At 69.7% G+C, this 21,373-nt stretch carries 23 protein-coding genes; 14 read left to right on the plus strand and 9 right to left on the minus strand.

Annotation, left to right across the window (positions count from 1 at the left end):
- Nucleotides 1-2: 2 nt before the first annotated feature.
- The 7 genes from nadC (at nucleotide 3) to ABT063_RS22660 (ending at nucleotide 4,783) form a co-directional block, all read left to right on the plus strand.
- Nucleotides 3-1,025: a carboxylating nicotinate-nucleotide diphosphorylase gene (gene nadC, locus ABT063_RS22630; protein WP_351059179.1), complete on the plus strand. Its 1,023-nt coding sequence runs from the start codon at nucleotides 3-5 to the stop codon at nucleotides 1,023-1,025.
- Nucleotides 1,026-1,030: 5 nt separating this feature from the next.
- Complete coding sequence (locus ABT063_RS22635; protein ID WP_351059180.1) at nucleotides 1,031-1,828, plus strand: type III pantothenate kinase; 798 nt, start codon at nucleotides 1,031-1,033, stop codon at nucleotides 1,826-1,828.
- A gap of 176 nt (nucleotides 1,829-2,004) precedes the next feature.
- A complete protein-coding gene (locus tag ABT063_RS22640) occupies nucleotides 2,005-2,724 on the plus strand; it encodes a hypothetical protein (protein ID WP_351059228.1) in 720 nt (239 codons plus the stop codon).
- Nucleotides 2,725-2,789: 65 nt separating this feature from the next.
- Nucleotides 2,790-2,984, plus strand: a complete 195-nt coding sequence (locus tag ABT063_RS22645; protein ID WP_351059181.1) for a hypothetical protein — start codon at nucleotides 2,790-2,792, stop codon at nucleotides 2,982-2,984.
- Between the two features lie 190 nt (nucleotides 2,985-3,174).
- The gene (locus ABT063_RS22650; protein ID WP_502990868.1) at nucleotides 3,175-3,627 is read left to right on the plus strand and encodes a BlaI/MecI/CopY family transcriptional regulator; all 453 of its coding nucleotides are present in this window, start codon (nucleotides 3,175-3,177) and stop codon (nucleotides 3,625-3,627) included.
- A 9-nt stretch (nucleotides 3,628-3,636) separates the two neighbouring features.
- Nucleotides 3,637-4,185, plus strand: coding sequence for an amino-acid N-acetyltransferase (locus ABT063_RS22655; protein ID WP_351059183.1), 549 nt, complete (start codon nucleotides 3,637-3,639; stop codon nucleotides 4,183-4,185).
- 262 nt (nucleotides 4,186-4,447) lie between these two features.
- Nucleotides 4,448-4,783 (plus strand): histone-like nucleoid-structuring protein Lsr2, encoded by a 336-nt coding sequence (locus tag ABT063_RS22660; protein ID WP_030959275.1) that lies wholly within the window; start codon nucleotides 4,448-4,450, stop codon nucleotides 4,781-4,783.
- Nucleotides 4,784-4,792: 9 nt separating this feature from the next.
- On the opposite strand, the gene ABT063_RS22665 is transcribed toward ABT063_RS22660, so the two are convergent.
- Nucleotides 4,793-5,395: an SCO3374 family protein gene (locus ABT063_RS22665; protein WP_351059184.1), complete on the minus strand. Its 603-nt coding sequence runs from the start codon at nucleotides 5,393-5,395 to the stop codon at nucleotides 4,793-4,795.
- Nucleotides 5,396-5,826: 431 nt separating this feature from the next.
- Here ABT063_RS22665 and ABT063_RS22670 point away from each other — a divergent pair, with 431 nt between their 5' ends.
- Nucleotides 5,827-8,352 carry an ATP-dependent Clp protease ATP-binding subunit gene (locus tag ABT063_RS22670; RefSeq protein ID WP_351059185.1) on the plus strand — a complete coding sequence of 842 codons (2,526 nt, stop codon included), beginning with the start codon at nucleotides 5,827-5,829 and terminating at the stop codon, nucleotides 8,350-8,352.
- Nucleotides 8,353-8,421: 69 nt separating this feature from the next.
- Here the strand turns inward: ABT063_RS22670 and ABT063_RS22675 are convergent, their stop codons facing one another.
- A complete protein-coding gene (locus ABT063_RS22675) occupies nucleotides 8,422-9,057 on the minus strand; it encodes an HAD family acid phosphatase (protein WP_351059186.1) in 636 nt (211 codons plus the stop codon).
- A gap of 450 nt (nucleotides 9,058-9,507) precedes the next feature.
- Between ABT063_RS22675 and ABT063_RS22680 the strand changes: the two genes are divergently transcribed.
- Nucleotides 9,508-10,179 (plus strand): M23 family metallopeptidase, encoded by a 672-nt coding sequence (locus ABT063_RS22680; RefSeq protein ID WP_351059187.1) that lies wholly within the window; start codon nucleotides 9,508-9,510, stop codon nucleotides 10,177-10,179.
- On the opposite strand, the gene ABT063_RS22685 is transcribed toward ABT063_RS22680, so the two are convergent.
- Nucleotides 10,176-10,772 carry a TetR/AcrR family transcriptional regulator gene (locus tag ABT063_RS22685; protein ID WP_351059188.1) on the minus strand — a complete coding sequence of 199 codons (597 nt, stop codon included), beginning with the start codon at nucleotides 10,770-10,772 and terminating at the stop codon, nucleotides 10,176-10,178. The genes ABT063_RS22680 and ABT063_RS22685 overlap by 4 nt on opposite strands.
- 134 nt (nucleotides 10,773-10,906) lie before the next feature.
- Between ABT063_RS22685 and ABT063_RS22690 the strand changes: the two genes are divergently transcribed.
- The 3 genes from ABT063_RS22690 to ABT063_RS22700 all read left to right on the plus strand — a co-directional run bounded on the left by ABT063_RS22690 (nucleotide 10,907) and on the right by ABT063_RS22700 (nucleotide 13,724).
- On the plus strand, nucleotides 10,907-12,499 hold the full coding sequence (locus ABT063_RS22690) for an MDR family MFS transporter (protein ID WP_351059189.1): 1,593 nt from the start codon (nucleotides 10,907-10,909) through the stop codon (nucleotides 12,497-12,499).
- Nucleotides 12,500-12,778: 279 nt separating this feature from the next.
- Nucleotides 12,779-13,219, plus strand: a complete 441-nt coding sequence (locus tag ABT063_RS22695; protein WP_502990865.1) for a helix-turn-helix transcriptional regulator — start codon at nucleotides 12,779-12,781, stop codon at nucleotides 13,217-13,219.
- Nucleotides 13,220-13,277: 58 nt separating this feature from the next.
- A complete protein-coding gene (locus tag ABT063_RS22700; protein WP_351059190.1) occupies nucleotides 13,278-13,724 on the plus strand; it encodes a VOC family protein in 447 nt (148 codons plus the stop codon).
- Nucleotides 13,725-13,746: 22 nt separating this feature from the next.
- Here ABT063_RS22700 and cseC read toward each other — a convergent pair whose 3' ends face one another.
- The 5 genes from cseC to ABT063_RS22725 all read right to left on the minus strand — a co-directional run bounded on the left by cseC (nucleotide 13,747) and on the right by ABT063_RS22725 (nucleotide 18,377).
- Nucleotides 13,747-15,081: a two-component system sensor histidine kinase CseC gene (gene cseC, locus ABT063_RS22705; RefSeq protein ID WP_351059191.1), complete on the minus strand. Its 1,335-nt coding sequence runs from the start codon at nucleotides 15,079-15,081 to the stop codon at nucleotides 13,747-13,749.
- 17 nt (nucleotides 15,082-15,098) lie between these two features.
- On the minus strand, nucleotides 15,099-15,806 hold the full coding sequence (gene cseB, locus ABT063_RS22710; protein WP_351059192.1) for a two-component system response regulator CseB: 708 nt from the start codon (nucleotides 15,804-15,806) through the stop codon (nucleotides 15,099-15,101).
- Nucleotides 15,807-15,955: 149 nt separating this feature from the next.
- The gene (locus tag ABT063_RS22715) at nucleotides 15,956-16,561 is read right to left on the minus strand and encodes a hypothetical protein (RefSeq protein ID WP_351059193.1); all 606 of its coding nucleotides are present in this window, start codon (nucleotides 16,559-16,561) and stop codon (nucleotides 15,956-15,958) included.
- Nucleotides 16,562-16,668: 107 nt separating this feature from the next.
- Complete coding sequence (locus tag ABT063_RS22720) at nucleotides 16,669-17,208, minus strand: SigE family RNA polymerase sigma factor (RefSeq protein ID WP_351059194.1); 540 nt, start codon at nucleotides 17,206-17,208, stop codon at nucleotides 16,669-16,671.
- Nucleotides 17,209-17,447: 239 nt separating this feature from the next.
- Nucleotides 17,448-18,377: an HhH-GPD family protein gene (locus ABT063_RS22725; protein ID WP_351059195.1), complete on the minus strand. Its 930-nt coding sequence runs from the start codon at nucleotides 18,375-18,377 to the stop codon at nucleotides 17,448-17,450.
- Between the two features lie 113 nt (nucleotides 18,378-18,490).
- Here ABT063_RS22725 and ABT063_RS22730 point away from each other — a divergent pair, with 113 nt between their 5' ends.
- On the plus strand, nucleotides 18,491-20,056 hold the full coding sequence (locus ABT063_RS22730; RefSeq protein WP_351059196.1) for a sensor histidine kinase: 1,566 nt from the start codon (nucleotides 18,491-18,493) through the stop codon (nucleotides 20,054-20,056).
- Nucleotides 20,053-20,712 (plus strand): response regulator transcription factor, encoded by a 660-nt coding sequence (locus ABT063_RS22735; RefSeq protein WP_351059197.1) that lies wholly within the window; start codon nucleotides 20,053-20,055, stop codon nucleotides 20,710-20,712. Before ABT063_RS22730 ends, ABT063_RS22735 begins: the two co-directional genes overlap by 4 nt.
- 3 nt (nucleotides 20,713-20,715) lie before the next feature.
- On the opposite strand, the gene ABT063_RS22740 is transcribed toward ABT063_RS22735, so the two are convergent.
- Complete coding sequence (locus ABT063_RS22740; protein ID WP_351059198.1) at nucleotides 20,716-21,357, minus strand: phosphatase PAP2 family protein; 642 nt, start codon at nucleotides 21,355-21,357, stop codon at nucleotides 20,716-20,718.
- Between the last annotated feature and the right edge of the window lie 16 nt (nucleotides 21,358-21,373).

The raw sequence follows: 21,373 nt of genomic DNA on the forward strand, positions 1-21,373 counted from the left end.
AAGTGAGCACCCCCGACCTCCCCCTCGCGCCGACCGGAGGCTGCGGCGACGGCTGTGCCTGTGGCGCTGCCTCCGACGTCGGAGACACCGGATCCATCGGAGACATCGGATCCATCGAAGACGACGCATACCTGGAGTGCGGGCTCGACCCCGCGCTCGCCCAGCTCCTGGCGGACGCCGGACTCGACCCCGTGGAGGTCGAGGACATCGCCAACGTCGCCATCCAGGAGGACCTCGACCACGGCGTGGACGTGACGACCGTCGCGACCATCCCCGAGGACGCCGTCGCCACCGCCGACTTCACCGCGCGTGAGGCGGGCGTCGTGGCCGGCCTGAGGATCGCCGAGGCGGTCGTCTCGATCGTCTGCACGGACGAGTTCGAGGTCGAGCGCCATGCGGAGGACGGCGACCGCGTGGAGGCCGGGCAGAAGCTCCTGTCGGTCACCACGCGCACGCGTGACCTCCTGACGGCCGAACGCAGCGCCCTGAACCTCCTGTGCCGCCTGTCGGGCATCGCGACCGCCACGCGCGCGTGGGCGGACGTACTGGAAGGCACCAAGGCCCGGGTACGGGACACCCGCAAGACGACGCCGGGACTGCGGTCCCTGGAGAAGTACGCGGTGCGGTGCGGCGGCGGCATCAACCACCGCATGTCGTTGTCCGACGCGGCCCTGGTCAAGGACAACCACGTGGTCGCCGCGGGCGGTGTCGCGCAGGCCTTCAAGGCCGTACGGGAGGCCTTCCCGGACGTGCCGATCGAGGTCGAGGTCGACACCCTGCACCAGCTGCGCGAGGTCGTCGACGCGGGCGCCGACCTGATCCTTCTGGACAACTTCACGCCGGGCGACTGCGAGGAGGCGGTGGCCATCGTCCACGGCCGTGCGGCGCTGGAGGCCTCCGGCCGCCTGACGCTGGACAACGCGCGCGCGTACGCCGACACGGGCGTCGACTACCTCGCCGTAGGGGCCCTGACCCACTCCTCGCCGATCCTGGACATCGGCCTGGACCTGCGCGAGGCGGAGTAGTCGCCATGCTCCTGACGATCGACGTGGGCAACACGCACACGGTTCTGGGCCTGTTCGACGGCGAGGACATCGTCGAGCACTGGCGGATCTCGACGGACGCGCGCCGTACGGCGGACGAGCTGGCGGTGCTGTTGCAGGGCCTCATGGGCATGCACCCGCTCCTGGGGGACGAGCTGGGTGACGGCATCGACGGCATCGCGATCTGCGCGACGGTTCCTTCGGTGCTGCACGAGCTGCGCGAGGTGACCCGGCGCTACTACGGCGACGTGCCCGCCGTCCTGGTGGAGCCGGGTGTGAAGACGGGCGTGCCGATCCTGACGGACAACCCGAAGGAGGTCGGCGCGGACCGGATCATCAACGCGGTGGCGGCGGTCGAGCTCTACGGCGGGCCCGCGATCGTCGTCGACTTCGGAACGGCGACGACGTTCGACGCGGTGTCCGCGCGCGGGGAGTACGTCGGTGGTGTCATCGCGCCCGGTATCGAGATCTCGGTCGAGGCGCTGGGTGTCAAGGGCGCTCAGTTGCGGAAGATCGAGGTGGCGCGGCCACGGAGTGTGATCGGCAAGAACACGGTCGAGGCGATGCAGGCCGGGATCATCTACGGGTTCGCGGGGCAGGTCGACGGGGTCGTGAACCGGATGGCGCGGGAGCTGGCGGAGGATCCGGAGGATGTGACGGTCATCGCCACGGGTGGGCTCGCGCCCATGGTGCTGGGGGAGTCCTCGGTGATCGACGAGCATGAGCCGTGGCTGACGTTGGTCGGGTTGCGGTTGGTGTACGAGCGGAACGTGGCGCGTATGTGACTCGGGGCGAGGCCGAGGGCAGGGTGGGTGTCGCTGAGAGATGCCGACCGGCGCTCGAAGGAATCGCACCTCCGCCCGGGTGGCTCCGTGCGCCACACCCGGCTGCCCTATGTCGAGTTTGTCTGATTAGCGCGTATCGTCGCCGCATGCCCACGCCATACGGATCCCGGGGCGGCATGGCGTTCGGCGTGGAGGAGCTGCGTGTGCTCCGCCGCGCTCTCGCCCTCGCCCTCCAGCCCACGCCCGCCTCGGCCGAGGACGTCCAGGACTGCCTCCGCCTCGCGGATTCCCTCGACGAGGCGATGCGTGAAGGTGCCCGGTTGCGTGCCTTCCTGGTGGCCGACCTCGCCCGGTACCGCGCCGCGCTGCCCGGTACCGCCGCCGGCTACCTCGCGCTCCTGGAGGAGGCGCTGAGCGCCGGATACCGCCCGGATCCCGACGACCTGGCCGCCCTGAGGGCGCTGCGCGGCAATCCCCTCGCGGCGGCCCTCCTCAACCGCTGCCAGGCGCTGGCCGAGCAGGACGTACGCGCCCGTCTGGCCCGCGGGGCGACCCGCCCGGCCACTCGAGCCACCCCGACCGTCCCCGCCTCCCGTACGCCCCTCCTGGCGCTCCCTGGGGGCCGCTGCGCCACAGCCGAGGGCCCCGCCGGGCGGAGCGCACCCCGGCAGCGCGGCACAGGAGCCCCAACCCCGGACCTCGTCAAGGATCCGGCCGGGGAGCCGTCCAGGAAACCCGCGCAGAAGCCCGCCGAGCGGCCCGAGCGGCCCGCCACCCCCAAGCCCGCACCCACCCCCAAACCGTCGCGGCCCATCCCCACCCCGGGCGAGGTCTTCCCGCGCCGCAAGCCGACCCCGCCGCCCGCCGACCCGCCGCAGCGCCGGGCCGCCGGCTGAGTGGGGCGGCCCGTTTCGCCCCACCCCGCCCCGCCCGTTCCCCGGCCCGTGGCTACCCTGGACGCATGGACTACGTCTCCGCGCTCCTGCCCCCGGCCGTCATGGCCGTGTTCTTCATCGGCTTGATCCGGGTGATCGTGAAGACCCAGGGCGGGGCCAACAAGGCCAAGGAGGACGCGGCCGTCGACGCCGTCCTCGCGCGCGCGGAGGGCGTCCGGCAGAGCTCCGTGGACGACTCCTCGCGCACCACCGACGCCTGAGCGGCGCCGGGCCACGCCGCGGCCGCGGCAGGCGACGCCTCCACCGGCGTACGACTCCCACGCTTTCCGAGTCGTGCGCCCTTTTTGTGTCGTTTGCCAGGGAAGTGCACGTCCGCCAGGCCAATGTCGAGAAGTCCCACTATTGTGCTGAGCTGTGCCTCGCCCATTGGGAGAACTCGAAGACGCGGTCATGACGCGGGTGTGGAAGTGGAACCGCCCGGTGACCGTTCGAGAAGTCCTGGAAGATCTTCAGCAGGAACGGTCCATCGCGTACACCACGGTGATGACGGTTTTGGACAATCTCCATCAGAAGGGCTGGGTGCGCCGTGAGGCGGAAGGCCGGGCCTATCGATATGAGGCGGTCTCCACACGGGCCGCCTACGCCGCCGCGCTGATGAACGACGCCTGGTCGCAGAGTGACAACCCCGCCGCCGCTCTCGTCGCGTTCTTCGGCATGATGAGCGACGAACAGCGGCGGGCCCTGCGGGACGCCGTCCGCATCGTCCAGGGACCGGAAACATCCGAACCGGCCCCGGAGACCTCGGCCGATTCCACCGCCTCCGATACCTCCACCCCTGATACCACCGCTGCCGATACCACTGAGGAGAACCCCGGCTCGGCACCGGGAGGCCCCGGGCGATAGCGTCCGCTCATGTCAGCAGAGAGCCCCTCATCGGAGAGCCCCGAAGTCACCGCAAAAGCCATCACCGTCCGGCGGGCCCGCACCAGCGATGTCCCGGCCGTGCGTCGTCTCCTTGACGAGTACGTCCGCGCCCGCATCCTGCTGGACAAAGCCACGGTGACGCTTTACGAGGACATCCAGGAGTTCTGGGTCGCCGAACACGACGACAACGGCGAGGTGGTCGGCTGCGGCGCCCTGCACGTGATGTGGGAAGACCTCGCGGAAGTCCGCACTCTCGCGGTGAAGCCCGGCCTGAAGGGCGCCGGCGTCGGCCATCAGTTGCTGGAGAAGTTGCTGCACACCGCGCGCTGGCTCGGCGTTCGCCGCGTTTTCTGTCTGACCTTCGAAGTGGACTTCTTCGGCAAGCACGGCTTCGTCGAGATCGGCGAGACGCCCGTCGACACCGATGTCTACGCGGAGCTGCTGCGCTCCTATGACGAAGGCGTCGCAGAGTTCCTCGGTCTCGAACGAGTGAAACCGAACACCTTGGGCAACAGTCGCATGCTTCTGCATCTGTGATCGCCGAGGGGAGCCGTGCGGAGCGGTATGGAGCGGTATGGAGCCGTATTCAGCCCCGCCGAGCCATGCCCGGGTTCCCTATGTCCGAAACGCGCATGTTTTCGGACCAGGGTGGGCCCCTCAGTCTCTCCCGGGGGTTTGTGTTTTTCCGGCAAAAGCGGTTTGCTTTCCGACGTACTGCAGTACTGCATATAACAGGGGACGGCGAAACGGCGGACGCCGCAGACTCCCGGCCCACAAGTTATGGATGAAAGGAAATCCGGTGGCACAGAAGGTTCAGGTCCTTCTTGTCGACGACCTCGACGGCGGCGAGGCGGACGAGACTGTTACGTTCGCGTTGGACGGCAAGACGTACGAGATCGATCTCACGACCGCCAATGCGGACAAGCTGCGTGGCCTTCTCGATCCTTACGTGAAGGGCGGTCGTCGTACTGGAGGCCGTGCTTCGGGTGGGCGTGGAAAGGCGCGCGCCGCTTCCGGTGGCAGCCAGGACACCGCGCAGATCCGCGCGTGGGCGAAGGAGAACGGTTACGAGGTCAATGACCGCGGCCGTGTTCCGGCGTCCATTCGCGAGGCATACGAGAAGGCCAACGCCTGATCCCGGCAGTTACGAGCCGGCCAAGGGCTGGGCGCATGCGCGCCGCAGCCACAAGCGGTGGCACTGGGTTGCCACCGTGTCCACCACTCGTACGAGATCGGGGGCGCCCCCACCGCCCCCCATGGCCGACAGCGTCGGCAGCGAGGCCTCGACCTCGCCTCCAGGCTCGGGGGGCCGCAGCCACACGGCGGCCCCCTGCAGGGCGCCGGCCCACGCCTCCTGAGGGGGCGGTGGCGCGTCGATGAGGCCGCCCTCGCCGATCACCGCGAGATCGAGCGGCAGCGTGCCCCACTCCAGCCAGTCCAGCACTCCGGGCAACTCCTCCGCGCTGCCCGCGGCCACCAGCAGCCGCATCCGGTCCCCCCGCAGCGCCACCGGAGAGCCCGGCCCCAGGTGGCGCAGCGCCGCGCGGCCCGCCTCGGCCGGCACATCGAGAACGTCGAAACGCAGGCCCACGACCAGCCGTACCGGAGCGCCCAAGGGGCTTCCCGGACGCGCGGGCACCGTCGGCCACCCCAGTTCGTTCTCGTACCACCGGCGGACCTGATCGCCCGGATCGAGCGGCCGACGGGGAAGCGGAATCGTGGTGACCGAAGGGAGGGTGCCAACCATGCCAAGCGCAACCGTCGAAGAGGCGCGCGAGTTACGCTGAGTGCCCTCGCGAGTGCGCACAGTGTCGAAAGAGGGGGCGTGCGGGGGTGCGGAGAGGCGCAAGGTTGTTCGCCCATAGCGGAGGGAACCGGTGCGCGCGGCATGGACTGTCGGTCCGAGCGGGTAAGACATCCCTAGTGGGAGGGGGCGACACGCAGGGAAAGGCCGTCTCACGTTCGCCATCGGCGTACTGATGGTGGGGGTAACTGCCTGGCCTGCGGGAACATCGTCTCGCACCATCGGGTTGGAGCATATGTCGGCGTTCGGGGTCAGGAGGCCAAGGACGGTGTCGGCAGTAGGAATGAGCGGTCCCCGCTTGCGGGACTAAGCTGCGGAAGGACAGGGAGGGGAAGTTCCCCCCACTGCCTGACCGCTCTGAGGAGCGATTAACGATGTTCGAGAGGTTCACCGACCGCGCGCGGCGGGTTGTCGTCCTGGCTCAGGAAGAAGCCCGGATGCTCAACCACAACTACATCGGCACCGAGCACATCCTCCTGGGCCTGATCCACGAGGGTGAGGGTGTCGCCGCCAAGGCCCTTGAGAGCCTCGGGATTTCGCTCGAGGCGGTCCGCCAGCAGGTGGAGGAGATCATCGGGCAGGGGCAGCAGGCCCCGTCCGGGCACATCCCCTTCACCCCCCGTGCCAAGAAGGTCCTGGAGCTGTCGCTCCGCGAGGCCCTTCAGCTGGGCCACAACTACATCGGCACGGAGCACATCCTGCTCGGCCTGATCCGCGAGGGCGAGGGCGTCGCCGCCCAGGTCCTGGTCAAGCTGGGCGCAGATCTCAACCGGGTGCGGCAGCAGGTCATCCAGCTGCTCTCCGGTTACCAGGGCAAGGAGACCGCCACCGCCGGCGGGCCTGCCGAGGGCACCCCCTCGACGTCCCTGGTCCTCGACCAGTTCGGCCGGAACCTCACCCAGGCCGCTCGTGAGTCCAAGCTCGACCCGGTCATCGGGCGCGAGAAGGAGATCGAGCGGGTCATGCAGGTGCTGTCCCGCCGTACGAAGAACAACCCGGTCCTGATCGGTGAGCCCGGCGTCGGCAAGACCGCCGTCGTGGAGGGCCTCGCCCAGGCCATCGTCAAGGGCGAGGTGCCCGAGACCCTCAAGGACAAGCACCTCTACACCCTGGACCTCGGCGCGCTGGTCGCCGGCTCCCGCTACCGCGGTGACTTCGAGGAGCGCCTGAAGAAGGTGCTCAAGGAGATCCGCACCCGCGGCGACATCATCCTGTTCATCGACGAGCTCCACACGCTGGTCGGTGCGGGTGCCGCCGAGGGCGCCATCGACGCGGCCTCCATCCTGAAGCCGATGCTGGCCCGCGGCGAGCTGCAGACCATCGGTGCGACCACGCTGGACGAGTACCGCAAGCACCTGGAGAAGGACGCGGCCCTCGAGCGCCGCTTCCAGCCCATCCAGGTCGCCGAGCCGTCCCTGCCGCACACGATCGAGATCCTCAAGGGCCTGCGCGACCGGTACGAGGCGCACCACCGCGTCTCCATCACGGACGAGGCGCTGGTGCAGGCCGCCACCCTGGCCGACCGGTACATCTCGGACCGCTTCCTGCCGGACAAGGCGATCGACCTGATCGACGAGGCCGGTTCCCGGATGCGCATCCGCCGGATGACCGCGCCGCCGGACCTGCGCGAGTTCGACGAGAAGATCGCCGGTGTCCGCCGCGACAAGGAGTCCGCGATCGACTCGCAGGACTTCGAGAAGGCCGCCTCTCTCCGCGACAAGGAGAAGCAGCTCCTGGCCGCCAAGGCCAAGCGGGAGAAGGAGTGGAAGGCCGGCGACATGGACGTCGTCGCCGAGGTCGACGGCGAGCTGATCGCCGAGGTCCTCGCGACCGCCACCGGCATCCCGGTCTTCAAGCTGACCGAGGAGGAGTCCAGCCGACTGCTCCGCATGGAGGACGAGCTCCACAAGCGGGTCATCGGTCAGAAGGACGCCGTCAAGGCGCTGTCGAAGGCGATCCGTCGTACGCGTGCCGGTCTGAAGGACCCGAAGCGTCCCGGTGGTTCGTTCATCTTCGCCGGCCCGTCCGGTGTCGGTAAGACCGAACTGTCCAAGGCGCTCGCCGAGTTCCTCTTCGGCGACGAGGACGCGCTGATCTCCCTCGACATGTCGGAGTTCAGCGAGAAGCACACGGTGTCGCGTCTCTTCGGTTCCCCGCCCGGATACGTGGGTTACGAAGAGGGCGGCCAGCTGACCGAGAAGGTCCGCCGCAAGCCGTTCTCCGTCGTCCTCTTCGACGAGGTCGAGAAGGCCCACCCGGACATCTTCAACTCGCTGCTGCAGATCCTGGAGGACGGTCGCCTGACCGACTCCCAGGGCCGGGTCGTGGACTTCAAGAACACGGTCATCATCATGACGACCAACCTCGGCACCCGGGACATCTCCAAGGGCTTCAACCTCGGCTTCGCCGCCGCGGGTGACACGAAGACCAACTACGAGCGCATGAAGAACAAGGTGTCGGACGAGCTCAAGCAGCACTTCCGCCCCGAGTTCCTCAACCGCGTCGACGACGTGGTCGTCTTCCCGCAGTTGACCCAGGCCGACATCCTCGCGATCGTCGATCTGATGATCGGCAAGGTGGACGAGCGCCTGAAGGACCGGGACATGGGCATCGAGCTCTCCCAGTCCGCCAAGGAGCTGCTGTCCAAGAAGGGTTACGACCCGGTGCTGGGTGCGCGTCCGCTGCGTCGCACCATCCAGCGCGAGATCGAGGACTCGCTGTCGGAGAAGATCCTCTTCGGCGAGCTGCGTCCCGGTCACATCGTGGTCGTGGACACCGAGGGCGAGGGCGAGGCCAAGACCTTCACCTTCCGGGGTGAGGAGAAGTCGGCGCTGCCGGACGTCCCGCCGATCGAGCAGGCGGCCGGTGGGGCTGGGCCGAACCTGAGCAAGGAGGCGTAAGCCTTCGGGCAACGCCAGAAAGGGGCCGGTGCTTTCGAGCACCGGCCCCTTCCGCATGCCTGCTGCGACTTACGACAACTGGCCGTCGTAGTCCGGCAGTTTGTACGTCTTCTCGGCGTGGCCGCCCGACAGGTCGGTGGCGCTGTTGCCGATGTTCGCGATGATCGTGTAGCCCTTCGACTCGATGTCGACGCGCTGGGCGGTCTTGTACTGAGCGACGTCCCTGAAGAGGTCGGTGAAGCTGCGGACGTAGAGCCCGGAGACCTTGTATCCGACGTTCTTCAGGTTGTAGTCGGTGACCGAGTAGATGATCCCCGGACGGGCCGTCACGAAGAACAGGGAGACGCCGTGTTCCTGGGCGTACTCGGCGACCTCCAGAACCGGCGCGTTGGCCGGCTGCGGGTAGCTGAAGCCGAAGTCGGTCTCCAGGGTGGTGTTGTCGATGTCGAAGACGATCGCCTGCTTCTCGCCCGGCTTCGTGTTCGCGATCCGCTGCTTCAGGTAGGGCAGGGCCTGGTCCATCACGGCCTGGCAGTCCTTCTGCCAGGTCGCGTAGTCGACGTCCTCGGCTGCGGCGGCCGTGGCGGTCGTGGAGGTGCTCGTGGTCGTCGTCGCGGCCTCGGCGGGGACGGCCAGCGCCACGAGGGCGGCTGCGGTGACGGCGGTGACGGCTGCGCGGCGCGCCCAGGGGCGTCGTCTGCTCATGTGGGGGTTCCTCTCACGTCCGTAAACGCTGAAGTTGTCGAGTGCATGCTCGTCGGAGATGGTGGCGCGAGGGGAACCGTAGGGTTACTGGACGGTAAGTGGCCAGAGATGTAGCTCACATGACGGGTATGAGCCGAAGATCAAAGCTTCCCCGGCCGGTGACATGCCGCACAGGCGATTTGTCCGTTACTAGGGGGAATAGTGGAAACGGCAAGGCGGACAAAAGAGACATTCGGCTGTGAATTCTGGGTGGATTTCGCCATTCTTGGCCAATTTCTGCCGGATGGACGGTCTGTCAAGAAGTAGAGATTTTATGGGGTAAGTACTAACTTTCGTCGTAGATCACGATTTTGGGGGTTTGTGGGGACCCGGGTTACCAAGGGATGGCCATCCGGCGAATGACCAACGCGTCGGGTGGTTTTCCCTGTCGCCGTCCCCATGAGGTTTTCGATGTTCCAGCGTGCCCTGTCCCGTTCTTCCCGTACGTCCCCGCTCCGCACTCGCGCCGCCGTGCTGGCCGCCGGCCTGGGAGCCTCGGTCGTGCTGGGGGCCGGGGTCGCGGTCGCCGCCGATACGAACGCGGCCGCAAGCACCGCAAGTGCCGTCCAGGCTCAGGCCGCCGCGCAGGCCAAGGCCGCCAAGGCCGCCGCTGACGCGAAGGCGAAGGCCGCGGCCGTGAAGAAGGCCGCCGCGAAGAAGAAGCCCTCCTGGGTCGACCCGGTGCAGAACTACAAGCTGTCCGCCAGCTTCGCCCAGGCCGGCGGTATGTGGCAGTCCACCCACAGCGGGCAGGACTTCGCCGTGGCGAGCGGCACCAAGGTCGTGGCCGCGCACGGCGGAACCGTCGTCAAGGCGGGCGGCAACGGCGCCGGTGACGGGCCCGCGTACGGCAACGCCGTCGTCATCAAGCATGGCAACGGGACCTACTCCCAGTACGCCCACCTGTCCCGGATCGACGTGAAGGCCGGCCAGATCGTCAAGACCGGCCAGCGCATAGCCCTGTCCGGCAACACCGGCAACTCCAGCGGCCCGCACCTGCACTTCGAGATCCGTACGAAGGCGAGCTACGGGTCGGCCATCGACCCGGTCGCCTTCCTGCGCTCCAAGGGCGTGACGGTCTAAGGACCTTGGCCGCCGCGGTGCGCCTGCGTCACCAGGTCGATCGCGACCTCGAGGACCGCCTTGCGCTTCTCCTCGGGGTCGCCCTCCAGGTCCTTCAGGACGAACATCCCGGCGTGCATCGTGAACAGAGCGCTGATGCAGCGGACCTGGTCGACCAGGTCCGCGTCCGGGTCGATGATGATGTCGCGCATGGAGAGCATGCGGCTCTTGAACATCTCGCCGATGCTCAGTTCCCGCACCGTCGCCTGGTTCTCCTGCATGAAGCGGAACAGGGGTGCCGCGTCGGTCAGGGCCTGGCCGTAGCGGCGTACGATCTCCTGCTTCGTCTCGAGGGTGTGCGGCTGCTGCCTGCCCCACTCGATCAGGTTCTCGATCGGTTTCGTCAGGTCCTCGAAGAGGCTGACGATGATCTCTTCCTTGGTCTTGAAGTGGTAGTAGAGCGCCGCCTTCGTGACCTCCAGGCGCTCGGCGATCTCGCGCAGGGAGGTCTTCTCGTAGCCCTGCTCGGCGAAGAGTTCGAGCGCCACGTCCTGGATGCGCTGGCGGGTGTTCCCGCGGCGCCGCTGCTTGGTGCCGTCCATGGTGCCGCCCATCCTCGTACTCCTCGCGCTTTCCGAAAAACTTACTTGACGCCCGGCTAGTTTCGCGTCTACCTTCCGAGTGTAGTCAACTAGCCGGTCGGCAAGTAAGTAGCCGCCCGGGGGCGGGGTCCAGGGGAGTGGGAACGATGGCGGACACAGCGGCGGTCGACACGGTCGACCCAGAGGCGGGAAAGCAGCCCAGGAGCGTGCGGGTCGTCCTGCTCGCGCTGATGATCACGATGATGCTCGCGATGCTCGACAACATGATCGTGGGCACCGCGATGCCGACGATCGTGGGCGAGCTGGGTGGGCTCGAGCACCTGTCGTGGGTGGTCACCGCCTACACGTTGGCGACCGCCGCCTCCACCCCGCTGTGGGGCAAGCTCGGCGACATGTACGGGCGCAAGGGCGTCTTCATGAGCTCGATCGTGCTCTTCCTGATCGGGTCCGCGCTGAGCGGCATGGCCCAGGACATGGGACAGCTGATCGGCTTCCGTGCTGTCCAGGGTCTCGGCGCCGGCGGTCTGATGGTCGGCGTCATGGCGATCATCGGCGACCTGATACCGCCCCGCGAGCGCGGCAGGTACCAGGGCATGATGGCCGGTGTCATGGCGCTCGCGATGATCGGCGGGCCGCTGGTCGGCGGCACCATCACCGACCACTGGGGCTGGCGCTGGGCCTTCTACATCAACCTGCCGCTCGGCGTGGTGGCGCTCACTGCGATCAGCGTCGTCCTGCACCTGCCGAAGAAGCGGGCGCAGGCGCGGATCGACTACCTGGGCGCCGGCCTGCTGACCGTGGGCATCACCGCCATCGTGCTCGTCACCACCTGGGGCGGCACGGAGTACGCCTGGACCTCCGCGCGGATCATGGAGCTCATCGGGATCGGTGTCGCCGCGCTCATCGGGTTCCTGTTCTGGCAGACGAAGGCCGCCGAGCCGGTCGTGCCGCTGCACATCTTCCGCAGCCGCAACTTCACGCTGATGTCGATCATCGGCTTCATCACCGGGTTCGTGATGTTCGGCGCGACCCTCTTCCTGCCGCTGTACCAGCAGTCGGTGCAGGGTGCCTCCGCGACCAACTCCGGGCTGCTGCTCCTGCCGATGCTCGGGGCGATGCTCGTCACCTCGATGATCGCGGGGCGGGTGACCACGAACACCGGCAAGTACAAGGTCTTCCCGGTCGTCGGCAGCGTGCTGATGGTCGTCGGGCTGTACCTGCTGTCGCTGATGGACGCGGACACCTCGCGCCTCACGTCCGGTGTGTACATGGCCGTCGTCGGTCTCGGTATGGGCTGCCTGATGCAGATCACCATGCTGGTCGCGCAGAACAGCGTGGAGATGAAGGACATGGGCGTGGCGTCCTCGTCCACCACCCTCTTCCGTACGCTCGGTTCCTCCTTCGGCGTCGCGATCATGGGCGCGCTGTTCAACCACCGCGTCCAGGACGTCATGACCGAGCGGGCCGGTGCGCTGGGCTCGAAGGTGACCGAGCAGTCCGCGCAGCTGGACGCGGCGAGTCTGGCGAAGCTTCCGGTCGCGGCTCGCGAGGCGTACCAGCACGCGGTGTCGGCCGGCACGCACTCGGCGTTCCTGCTGGGGGCCGCCGTGGCGGTGGTCGCGCTGGCGGCGGCGGTGTTCGTGAAGGAGGTCCCGCTGAAGGGCGCGGGGCCGCAGAAGGCGGGCGAGGAATCGGCGGACGGTACGGGCGTGTCGGCGCCGGTGGCTGAGGCGGTCTGACGCTCGACCTGTGCGAAGGCCTCCGGCGGTTCGTGCCGGGGGTCTTCTTCATGCCGGGGGTCTTCTTCATGGGGGTGCGTGTGGCTGGGGGCTGCCCCCAGGCCCGGCGGGGCCCCGGTGGGGCTCCGCCCCCTGCACTCCCGCTGGAGCTAAGGCCCCTGTACCCCGCCGGGCTCCGCCGGCCGGACTCCTTCGGCCTGAACGGACTCGTTCTCGAACGCCGGACGGGCGGAATGCAGCCGACCCTCGATTGTCGGTGCCCCGTGCCACCATCGCCGTATGGACAAGATGCGGCAGTTGCGGTTGGCAAAGGACGCCATGGACCGTGACTGGGCCGACTCGGAGCTCGACCTGGACGCGGTGGCCGCACACGCGGGGTACTCGCGCTACCACTTCATTCGGGCCTTCAAAGAGGTGTACGGCGAGACCCCCGGCCAGTACCTGACGCACCGCCGCATCGAGCGCGCCGAGGACCTGCTGCGTACCGCGAACCTGTCGGTGACGGAGATCTGCAACCTCGTCGGCTTCAGCAGCTTGGGCACGTTCTCGACCCGGTTCAAGGCGCTGACAGGGCTGACGCCCAGCGAATACCGGGCGAAGCACGTGGGGCGCGGGACCGCCCTCATACCGGGGTGCTACGTCATGCACTGGGCCGGAGGCTTCAGACCGGCGCCCGCCGCTCCCGCCCCAGCGCAGCGCAATTCTGGAGAAGCGGACTGACGGCGCCGCTGCCTACGGTGACATGGCAAGCGCGAACGGCAGCCGACAGGAGCACGCCATGATCAAGGGTCTCGCCATCTCCACCGTCTGGGTCCTGGACCAGGACCGGGCCAAGAGGTTCTACACCGAGAAGCTCGGCCTCGAAGTCCGTACGGACATGACGATGGGCGAGGGCGGCATGCGCTGGCTCACCGTCGGTTCCCCGAACCAGCCCGACGTCGAGCTCACGCTGATGGTGCCGAACGGGCCGGGGATGGACCCCGAGTCCGCCGAGATGATCAAGAAGCTGGTGGCCAAGGGGGCGCTCGGCGCGGGGGTGCTGACCACCGACGACATCCACGGCGACTACAAGAAGCTCAAGGACCGAGGCGTGGAGTTCCTGCAGGAGCCGCAGGAGCGTCCGTACGGCACGGAGGCGCTGTTCCGCGACGACTCCGGAAACTGGTTCTCCTTCACCCAGCCGCGCGAGGGCGGCGTCGACACGTCGCAGGACTGGGCGTGCTGAACGCCCGGGCGCTCGCTTCCTACTACGGCAGCATCGGATAGCTCCCCGTGTTCGTCGGCGCGTGCTCCGGCAGCCACAGCACGGCGACCGCACCCTCCGCGGGTACGTCCTCCGGTGCGCCGGCCGGCCGTACGTTGCGGAAGGTCAGCCGGGCGCCCAGTACCCGGGCCTGCCCGGCCGCGATGGTCAGGCCCAGGCCGTGGCCGCGGCCGGCCCGGTCGGTGCTGCCCGTGCGGAAGCGGCTCGGGCCCTCGGCGAGCAGGTTCTCGGGGAAACCGGGCCCGTGGTCGCGAACCCGGATGACCCGGCCCTCGACGGTGACCTGGATCGGCGGCTTGCCGTGCCGGGCGGCGTTGGCGAGCAGGTTGAACAGCACGCGCTCCAGTCGGCGCGGGTCGGTCGTGACCTCCGACTCGTGCACCACCCGTACCTCGATGTCCGGGTCCTTCGCAGCCACCCGCCGGCTGACGAACTCACCCAGCATGATGTCCTGCAGCTCGGCCCGCTCGGAGGCGCCGTCGAGGCGGGCCACCTCCAACACGTCCTCGACGAGCGTGCGCATGGCCTTCGCCCGGTCCAGCACCAGTTCCGTCGGGCGGCCCGGCGGCAGCAGCTCGGCCGCCGTCAGCAGCCCGGTCACCGGGGTACGCAGCTCGTGCGCGATGTCGGCGGTGACCCGGCGTTCCGCCTCCAGGCGCTGCTGCAACGCGTCCGCCATCGCGTCCACCGCCCGCGCCAGGTCGTCGGTCTCGTCCCGTACCACCCCGCCGATGGCGTCCCGCACCCGTACGTCCGGCTCGCCCTTGGCGACCTGGTTCGCCGCGGCCGCCGCCTTGCGCAGCCGGCGTGAGAGCTGGCCGCCGATGAGCACCCCGAGCGCGCTACCGCCGAGGACGACCGCGATGGACCCGATCACCAGGGCCTGGTCGAGGTCGTTGAGGATGTCCGTGCTGCGGTCGGTGAACCCCGTGTGCAGGGACAGTACTTTCCCGCCCTTGACCGGTACGGCGGCCCATATGTCCGGTACGCCGTTCGGCCGGTCGGAGACGTAGGTCGCCCGGCGCCCCTGCTCGACCTTCGCGCGCAGTTCCGCCGGCAGCTGAGGGTCGTCGATCTTGATGTTGGGGAAGTTCGGCCGCTCGGCGAGCTCGTAGTTGCGCTGCGCGATCTGGACCCGCTCGTCGGCGAGGTCTCGCGCGTTGTCCAGCATCGAGACCCGGGCCGCGTTGTGCACGACGAGACTGAGCGCGATCGCCACGAGCGCGCCGACCAGCGCGATGGCGGCGCTGAGCTTCCATCTCAGCCCCGTACGCAGGCCCGGACTCTCGGTGGTCGGGCGTCGAAGATTCCCCCTCATACCCCTGATACCCCTGCTCAGGCCTTGAGCTTGTAGCCGAAGCCGCGGACCGTCTCGATCCGGTCCTGGCCGATCTTCGTACGCAACCGCTGCACATGGACGTCGACGACGCGCGTGTCCCCGCCCCAGCCGTAGTCCCACACGCGCTCCAGCAGCTTGTCCCGCGACAGGACCGTGCCCGGCGCGGAGGAGAACTCCAGGAGCAGCCGCATCTCGGTCGGCGTCAGCGCCACCGGCTGTCCGGCCCGGCGCACCTCCATGCCCTCGGTGTCGATCTCCAGTTCGCCGAAGGTCAGCAGGCCGCCGTCGGCTCCCGGGGCGGCGGACTCGTCCGTACGGTCGCCGCCGCTCGCGTGCCCGAAGCGCCGCAGCACCGCGCGGATCCGGGCGACCAGGACCGCGCCGTCGAACGGCTTGGTCACGTAATCGTCGGCGCCCGCCTCCAGGCCCAGCACGACGTCGATCGAGTCGGCGCGCGCCGACAGCATGATCACCGGCACGGTCGACTCGTCCCGGATACGCCGGCACAGGCTGACGCCGTCGAGGCCGGGGACCATGACGTCCAGCAGGGCGATGTCGGGGCGGTTCGCGCGGAACGCCTCCAGGCCCGACAGCCCGTCGGGCATGGCGGTGACCGCGAAGCCGTCCCGCTCCAGGGCGAGCTGGGTGGCCTCGCGGATGACGTCGTCGTCCTCGACGAACAGGACGTGGGTCTGGTCTGCCATCCCGCTGCTCTCAGTCCTCGTGTCGTTGCTCGATGGTCGTTGTTCGGTGATCGTTGCCGGGCGATCGGAAACTCGTGATCGGACTCGGTGTTCTACCCGGTGATCGGATCGGACGGCCCGATCGGTTCACACCGCCGTGGACCGGCGGGTCAGTTGTCCGGCACCGGCGTGGGGTCGCCCCCGACGGCGTGGCTGTATTCGGTTCGCTTGCTGTACTTCTTCGTGAACCGGTCGGAGGTCCACAGGTACGTGCTCACGACCTCGCCGGACGGACTCGACACCGGGTCACCCTTCTCGTACACCTGTTTGGTCACCACCAGGTATCCGCGGTCGATCTCCGCATAGGCCGGAGGCTCCTCGACCTTGAAGACATTCTGGTACGACCCGTCCTCCTCGCGATACACGTACGAGCCGATGCCGACCGCGTCTCCGCAGGTCAGCACATTGACGACGAGGTCGTCGGCGGATCCTCCGGTCAGGTCGCCGTACGACACGTCGACGGGGTACTGGTCGGCGACGCACGGCTTCAGCTCGCGCTTGACCTCCGCGGAGACCTGCGGGTCGTCCTTGACGATCCTGACCGCGTCGGCGGTGTCGAGGGTCTTGCTGGGGGCGGGCGAGGGTGCGGGCGAGGCTGCCCCGCCCGCGACCGAGTTGGAGCGGGCCGGCCCCTCGTCCCGGGCGCCGGTGCCGCCCGTGCCGCAGGCGGAGACGAAAAGGGTGAGGGCGGCGAGCACGGCCACCGCCGTGATCACCGCCTGAAAGGTCCCTCGGGCCGGTGTCGGCCCGGGCCCGGGGGGTTCGCTTCCGTCGGATCCGTCGGAATCCCCACCTGTGTGCCCGGTGCCACCGGCCTCACTGCCTAGGCCGCGCAACGCTCCCGCTCCTCACGCTCCAGCGCGCGTGCGTCCAGATCGCGGGCTTCCAGCTCCTCGCGGAGCCGGGCGAGCGCCCGGTGCAGCGTGCTCTTGACCGTTCCGGCCGACATGCCGAGGGCGGCGGCCGTCTCCTCCGTGGACATCTGCTCCCAGTGTCGCAGCACCACGACACTGCGCTGCTTGGGAGCCAGCACCGCCATGATGTCCATCAGCAGGGCGCGGTCCGCGTGCTGCTCGGTGGCGTCGTCGACCGAGGCGTCCGGCAGCTGCTCGGTCGGCACCTCCTCCAGCTTCCGCGCCCGCCACCACTCGGTCCGGGTGTTGATCATCACGCGGCGCAGATAGGCGTCAGCGAGCCGCTTGTCCGCTATGCCGTCCCAGCGGCCGTACGTCCGCACCAGCGCCGTCTGCAGCAGGTCCTGCGCGTCGACCGGGTCCGGTACCAGCCGTCGGGCGCTGCGCAAAAGCGCGTCCTGCCGGGTGCGGACGTACTCCTCGAACTCGAGCACCTCGCCCTGCGCCATGTCGACCGCCTCCTGCTCCCCGTTGCCGATCGGCCTGTTCGCCGTCGGTCTCTCCGTCGTCGGCCCGGTCTGCCGGGCACGGGAATGAAGTTACGGAGGCGTTGTCACGAGGCTGTCCGAAGCAGCGCGCGGCTAGCACTCGGCTGTCCGTCGGTTGTGTAACAGAAGGAGGAAAGGGGCAAATGGGTGCTCCGAATCACTCCGGTATGGGGTGATTCGGCATGTGATCAGGTCGGCAGCTAGGTCAACGGCAGTCGATACAAACCACCCGGCAACGGCTCCACCAGACCGTCCGCCACGAGCCCGTCCAGGGCCCGCGCGCGCTGTACCGGCTCGTGCCACACCTGGTCCAGGGCGGCCTGCGGGACGGGCCGGTGGGCCTCGCGCAGGACGGCGAGCAGCTTGCCGCGCACCTGACGATCGGTGCCGGCGTACGTCTGGCCGCGGCGCGGCGGCCCCTCGTGCTCCGGCTTGCCCGCGAGCCGCCAGGCGCACTGCGCGGCGATCGGACAGCGGTGGCACGTCTCGTTCTTGGCCGTGCACACCAGCGCGCCCAGCTCCATGGACGCGGCGGCCCAGCGGGCGGCGGTCCGCTCGTCCTCGGGCAACAGCGCGCGGGCCAGCTTGCGCTCGGCGGCGGTGGTGGCGTTCGGCGGGTACTGCACGCCGGTGACGGCCCGCGCGAAGACCCGGCGGACGTTGGTGTCCAGCACCGCGTGCCGCTGCCCGTAGGCGAAGGAGGCGACGGCAGCGGCCGTGTACTCGCCGATGCCCGGCAGCGCGAGCAGTTGGGCGTGCTCGGTCGGGACGTCGCCGCCGTGCCGTTCCGCTATGGCGACGGCGGCGCCGTGCAGCCTGAGGGCGCGGCGCGGGTAACCGAGCCGGCCCCAGGCGCGGACGGCCTCGCCGGGGGCCTCCCGGGCCAGGTCGGCCGGGCGTGGCCAGCGGGCCAGCCAGTGCTCGTAGACGGGCAGGACGCGGTTGACCGGCGTCTGCTGCAGCATGAACTCACTGACCATCACCCCCCACGGTCCGGCCTCCGGCCGCCGCCAGGGCAGGTCACGGGCGTGTTCGTCGAACCAGGAGATGACAGGGGAGTGCAGCGGCTCGCCGGGGGCGTCGCCGAGAGGGCTGTCGATGCTGTGCGAGGGCTTCGTGGGCGCAGTCATGGCCTTCCGATCCTGCCATGCGTGGGCGGGAACTCGGGTGTACCGCCACGGAGCCACAGCACCTGACGATCGACAGAGGTGCCACATCCACGACCGCTTGTAGCGTCGGACGGATGGAAGGTCCTCGGTTCTGGAGCGTCTGCCTCCTGTGGGTGTCCCTCGCGCTGCCCGCACTCACGGCGGACGGCCTCGGGCTGAACGAGCCGCGCCCCGCGTGGCAGCAGGCGGCCGGCCTGGGCGTGCTCGCCGCGGCGGTCGCGCTCGCCCGGCGGCGTCCCCTGGTCGCCTTCGGGCTGACGGCCGTACTGAGTCTGCTCACCGCCCCCGCCCTGTTCACCGTCTCCTACGGCCCCGCCCTCGGCGTCCTCGCCCTGCTGCTCGGACTGCGGGCGGCTCGGGTGCGTCCCGCGGCGCTGGTCTTCGTCGCCGTCGGCTGCGCCGGCACCGTGAAGATCGCGCTCGTCGGCGTCGACCCCGCACCGGAATGGGTGGTCCTGACCGGCACGCTGCTCTTCGGCTGTGTCTTCCCCTGGCTCGGCGGCCGCTACTGGCGGCAGAGCCGGGAGCTGGCGGCGGCGGGCTGGACGCGGGCCGCCCGCCTGGAGGACGAGCGGCGCGGCGCCGAGGAGCGGGCGCGCCTGCGTGAACGCGCCCGGATCGCCCAGGACATGCACGACTCCCTGGGCCACGAACTGAGCCTGATCGCCCTGCGCGCGGGCGCCCTCCAGGTGGCCGCCGATCTCCCCGGCCGGCACCGCGCCGCCGCGGCGGACCTGCGCGCGGCCGCCGCCGACGCCACGGACCGGCTGCACCGCATCATCGGTGTCCTGCGGGAGGACGACGAGCCGGTGCCGCTGACCCCGGCGGGCGAGAGCGTCGAAGAACTCGTCGCGCGCGCCGCCGAGTCGGGGCTGCCGGTGCGCTGGGAGCCGGCCGGATCCAGTACGGCGGTACGGCCGGGCGGGGTCGCCGAGCGGATCCTGCACCGGGTGGTGCGCGAGGCCCTGACCAACGCGGCCCGGCACGCGCCGGGCGCACCGGTGACCGTCGCGGCGGCGGAGGAGGCGGGCGGCACGACCGTCACCATCACCAACGGGCGGCCCACGCAGAAGAGTTCCCCGTCCTCCGGCGGCTCCGGACTGCTCGGCCTGCGCGTCGCCGTCACCGCGGCCGGCGGCGACTTCGCGGCGGGCCCGCACGGAGACGGGTTCCGGGTCCGCGCGTACGTCCCCGAACAGCCGACGCCGAGGGCACCCCGCACCGCCGTCCCCTCGGCGCCCTTCACGCGCGCCCGCCGCCGTGTGGTCGTCGCCATCGCGGCCGCCGCCTGCGCGGGCGTCGTCCTGGTCGGCGGGGCCTTCGGCTGGTACGCGTACACGGAGACGCACTCGGTCCTTCAGCCCGCCGCGTACGCGAAGCTGCGCCTGGGCACCACGGCCGACGAGATCGCACCCGTGCTCCCGGACCGCGCGGTCCGCGACGCCCCCGTTGAACGGGCACCGGCACAACCCGGGGACACCGACTGCCGCTACTACCGGGTAAGCGGCGAACTCCTCGTCTCCGTCGACCACTTCAGACTGTGCTTCGACGCCGAAGGGCGGCTCGTCGCCAAGGATGTGATCCCCAGAGTCGGCCTGTCCGGCGAGGGACGCGAAGAGTATGAGGAGTTCGCACGGTGATCCGGGTACTGCTGGCCGACGACGAGGCGATGGTCCGCGCGGGAGTGCGGGCCATCCTGGGGAGCAGCGGCGAGACGGAGGTCGTCGCCGAGGCGGGCGACGGGCACGAGGCGGTCGATCTGGCCCGGGCCCACCGCCCGGACGTGGCCCTGCTCGACATCCGTATGCCGCGCCTGGACGGGCTCGCCGCGGCGGAGGAGATCGTACGGGCGGTTCCCGGTACGGCGGTCGCGATGCTCACCACCTTCTCCGAACAGGCTTACGTGGTCCGCGCGCTCGGCGGCGGCGCCACCGGCTTCCTGCTCAAGTCCGGGGACCCGTACGAACTGATCGCGGGTGTACGGGCGGTCGCGGGCGGCGGCGCCTTTCTGTCTCCGAAGGTCGCTCGGTACGTCATCGACGGCCTCGGTGGCAGTGACGGCCGCCTGGGACGCGAAGCCGCCGCACGCGCGCGCGTGCAGAAGCTGAGCCCGCGCGAGCGGGAGGTTCTGGGCCTTGTCGGCGCCGGACTGTCCAACCCGGAGATCGCCGCCAGACTGCACCTCGTCGAGGGCACGGTGAAGGCGTACGTGAGCGCGGTCCTGGACCGGCTGGGGGTGCGCAACCGGGTGCAGGCGGCGATCGTGGCGTACGAGGCGGGGCTGGTGGAGCCATGAGGCTCAGCCGCGCCGGTGCGTGGCATACGACGGCACGGGCGCCGGGCCCGGCCCCGTCAACCACCGTACGGCGGGCGCCGACGAGGCGCGCATCGCCTCGGCCACCCGGGTCGCCGGGCCCGTGCACAGCCGTATGACGGCGAAGGCGACGACCGCTCCCAGGGCGAGCCCCGCGGCCACGTCGTGCGGGTAGTGGACGCCGACGAAGACCCGGGAGAAGGCCATGAGCAGGGCCAGCGGGGCCGTCAGCCGGATGAGCGCGCGCCGGGCCAGGGCCAGGGCGACGGCCGCGGCGCCCGCGATCGTGGCGTGGTTGCTGGGGAAGGACCAGTCGCCGGGCGGCGGGCAGGCGGCGATCGAGGGGGCCGCTCCGGCGACCGCCCGGCACGGACGTTCCTCCGTGAAACCGGACTTGAGCACCTCACTGCACACGTACGCCACAGCCGTGGCCAGAGGTGCAAGGGCCGCGATCGCGAATACGTGGGTGGTTTCGCGCCGGGCCCGCCACCAAGTCGCCGCGCACAGGGCGGCGAAGAGCAGGATTCCGGCCTCCGTCCATATTTCGACGGTGTGTTGTACCCACGTAGGGGTGCCGCGGGCGGCGTCGGTGATGTCGCGGTAGAGCTCGGTGTCCTCGAAGTCCATGGTTACGGACCGTAGG

Origin of the sequence: Streptomyces sp. NPDC002838 (genome assembly GCF_040295365.1) — a bacterium.
Classification (GTDB): domain Bacteria; phylum Actinomycetota; class Actinomycetes; order Streptomycetales; family Streptomycetaceae; genus Streptomyces.

Excerpts from the sequence above, each read along its gene's own strand:
- ABT063_RS22645 (WP_351059181.1), top strand. The coding sequence starts at position 2,790 with ATGGACTACGTCTCCGCGCTCCTGCCCCCGGCCGTCATGGCCGTGTTC.
- ABT063_RS22635 (WP_351059180.1), top strand. The coding sequence starts at position 1,031 with ATGCTCCTGACGATCGACGTGGGCAACACGCACACGGTTCTGGGCCTG.
- ABT063_RS22740 (WP_351059198.1), bottom strand. The coding sequence starts at position 21,357 with ATGGACTTCGAGGACACCGAGCTCTACCGCGACATCACCGACGCCGCC.
- cseB (WP_351059192.1), bottom strand. The coding sequence starts at position 15,806 with ATGGCAGACCAGACCCACGTCCTGTTCGTCGAGGACGACGACGTCATC.
- ABT063_RS22670 (WP_351059185.1), top strand. The coding sequence starts at position 5,827 with ATGTTCGAGAGGTTCACCGACCGCGCGCGGCGGGTTGTCGTCCTGGCT.
- ABT063_RS22720 (WP_351059194.1), bottom strand. The coding sequence starts at position 17,208 with ATGGCGCAGGGCGAGGTGCTCGAGTTCGAGGAGTACGTCCGCACCCGG.
- ABT063_RS22690 (WP_351059189.1), top strand. The coding sequence starts at position 10,907 with ATGGCGGACACAGCGGCGGTCGACACGGTCGACCCAGAGGCGGGAAAG.
- ABT063_RS22640 (WP_351059228.1), top strand. The coding sequence starts at position 2,005 with ATGGCGTTCGGCGTGGAGGAGCTGCGTGTGCTCCGCCGCGCTCTCGCC.
- ABT063_RS22695 (WP_502990865.1), top strand. The coding sequence starts at position 12,779 with ATGGACAAGATGCGGCAGTTGCGGTTGGCAAAGGACGCCATGGACCGT.
- ABT063_RS22725 (WP_351059195.1), bottom strand. The coding sequence starts at position 18,377 with ATGACTGCGCCCACGAAGCCCTCGCACAGCATCGACAGCCCTCTCGGC.
- ABT063_RS22655 (WP_351059183.1), top strand. The coding sequence starts at position 3,637 with ATGTCAGCAGAGAGCCCCTCATCGGAGAGCCCCGAAGTCACCGCAAAA.
- ABT063_RS22680 (WP_351059187.1), top strand. The coding sequence starts at position 9,508 with ATGTTCCAGCGTGCCCTGTCCCGTTCTTCCCGTACGTCCCCGCTCCGC.
- ABT063_RS22665 (WP_351059184.1), bottom strand. The coding sequence starts at position 5,395 with ATGGTTGGCACCCTCCCTTCGGTCACCACGATTCCGCTTCCCCGTCGG.
- ABT063_RS22650 (WP_502990868.1), top strand. The coding sequence starts at position 3,175 with ATGACGCGGGTGTGGAAGTGGAACCGCCCGGTGACCGTTCGAGAAGTC.
- ABT063_RS22685 (WP_351059188.1), bottom strand. The coding sequence starts at position 10,772 with ATGGGCGGCACCATGGACGGCACCAAGCAGCGGCGCCGCGGGAACACC.
- cseC (WP_351059191.1), bottom strand. The coding sequence starts at position 15,081 with ATGAGGGGGAATCTTCGACGCCCGACCACCGAGAGTCCGGGCCTGCGT.
- ABT063_RS22730 (WP_351059196.1), top strand. The coding sequence starts at position 18,491 with ATGGAAGGTCCTCGGTTCTGGAGCGTCTGCCTCCTGTGGGTGTCCCTC.
- ABT063_RS22700 (WP_351059190.1), top strand. The coding sequence starts at position 13,278 with ATGATCAAGGGTCTCGCCATCTCCACCGTCTGGGTCCTGGACCAGGAC.
- ABT063_RS22675 (WP_351059186.1), bottom strand. The coding sequence starts at position 9,057 with ATGAGCAGACGACGCCCCTGGGCGCGCCGCGCAGCCGTCACCGCCGTC.